The organism is Curtobacterium sp. ODYSSEY 48 V2 (genome assembly GCF_023712625.1).
In the GTDB taxonomy this organism is placed as follows: Bacteria; Actinomycetota; Actinomycetes; order Actinomycetales; family Microbacteriaceae; genus Curtobacterium.
Window position 1 is genome coordinate 1 of sequence record NZ_JAMAXX010000018.1, and the last position, 1502, is coordinate 1502.

The 1502-nt window shown below is 68.8% G+C and carries 1 protein-coding gene; it reads right to left on the bottom strand.

Annotated elements, in window-relative coordinates; genetic code table 11:
• Positions 1 to 311: 311 nt before the first annotated feature.
• On the bottom strand, positions 312 to 1088 hold the full coding sequence (locus tag M3666_RS16270; protein WP_251155800.1) for a GNAT family N-acetyltransferase: 777 nt from the start codon (positions 1086 to 1088) through the stop codon (positions 312 to 314).
• Positions 1089 to 1502: the final 414 nt, after the last annotated feature.

Below are 1502 nucleotides of genomic sequence, written 5' to 3' on the forward strand. Positions count from 1 at the left end.
ATCTTCAATCCAAAAGGAATTGTCTCCGACGACCACAACCAAAGCTGCGATCGCACGGGGTCAAAATAATTGGCATTGACAATGTGCACGCTGTTGAGTTCTCAAGGACCAGACGCACCCCCCACTCGACTCCACGAAGGAGCTCCGCCAGAGGGGCTTGGATTCTCGACACCATCCGCCGAACCTTGCAGCTCGTCAGGGTGGTGGTTGGTTGCCGAGCGGGACCCCGTCCGGACTGCATCTCCAGGTACTCGCCCTGGTGACCGTCTCGGCCGTTCCGTTCTCCGCCTCAGCGGCAACGAGGTACAACCTTACGCGGAGGTGAACGCGCTGCCAAGTGGGGTCACATCCCGGGCGTGTCGGGCGATGAGCGGACGCGTTGCAGCGTTGCGACCGACCCACTCCTCGCGCGGTTCTCCGCTGCTTCCATCGACGGTCGGGAGCTCGAGTGCAGTCGCCATCTCTTCGATGACGGCGTTCGGCAACCCGTCGGCCGCGCGCCGGCGTCCCGTCCTGCGGAAGCCGTGGCGAGCGTAGAGGCCCCGCGCCGGCGCACCGTCCGGAGCGCAGTCCACCCACAGTCGGATCGACGGGGCACGGAGGGCGGCCCAGCTGAGGACCTCCGCGAGGAGCGCGTCCGCCACGCCGTTCGCCCGGCCGCGCCCTCGAGGACGGACGAACACCCCCGTGAGCAGCGCGGCAGGCTCCTCGTCAGTCGGCAGCTGAGCGGCCATGATCCCCAGCCACGCCCCGTCCTCCGCGACTGCCACGACAGCAGTGGTGCCCCGCCCGGTACCGCGCCGCGCCCGCAGCCGCCAGTCGTCCTTTGTCATCGCGAGGGTGGTCCGGAGGTCGGCGCCGTACGACACCGGGTTCTCCGCCGCGTTCTCGAGCCGGAGCGCTCGCACCGACCGCCAGTCCTGCTCGACCGTGCTCCGCACGACGTACCGGAGACCCGGGAGACCGGCCCGCCCCAGGAGGAGGGGCACGCCGGTCGCGGACCACCACGAGGGCGACACGTGCCCGGAAGACATCCCGCCGTGTGCGAAGCGCTCGACGAACACCCCTGCGCCGGCGTCTCCCGACATCGCACGACCGACCTCCGCCGCAAAGCCCCGCCGCAGCATGCCGTCGAGCTCGCCTCGTGTGCTCGGGAGTCTGACGTGCACGAACCGCTCACCGAGAGCTCGCCAGAGCCACGGGTCGCCACGCAAGCCCCACTGGTCAGGCTCGTCCCGGAACAGATCACCGACGTGTCGTGCCACGTTCTGATGGTGGCCGATCGTGCGGGATCGCGCCACCGCGCGATCGCCGCTGCGCTCGCCCGCACGGCCCGAGCAGTCGAGGGCGGTGGCGGTGTGCGGCTCGGCCCGTTAACGCAGGAAACCCCTGACCGATCACGGTCAGGGGTTTCCTGGTGTTGCTGAAGTTGAGTCCGGCGGCGTCCTACTCTCCCACAAGGTCCCCCTTGCAGTACCATCGGCGCTGAGAGGCTTAGCTTC

Bases quoted from the DNA above. Each gene is read 5' to 3' on its own strand.
- M3666_RS16270 (WP_251155800.1), bottom strand. From the start codon at position 1,088: ATGTCGGGAGACGCCGGCGCAGGGGTGTTCGTCGAGCGCTTCGCACAC.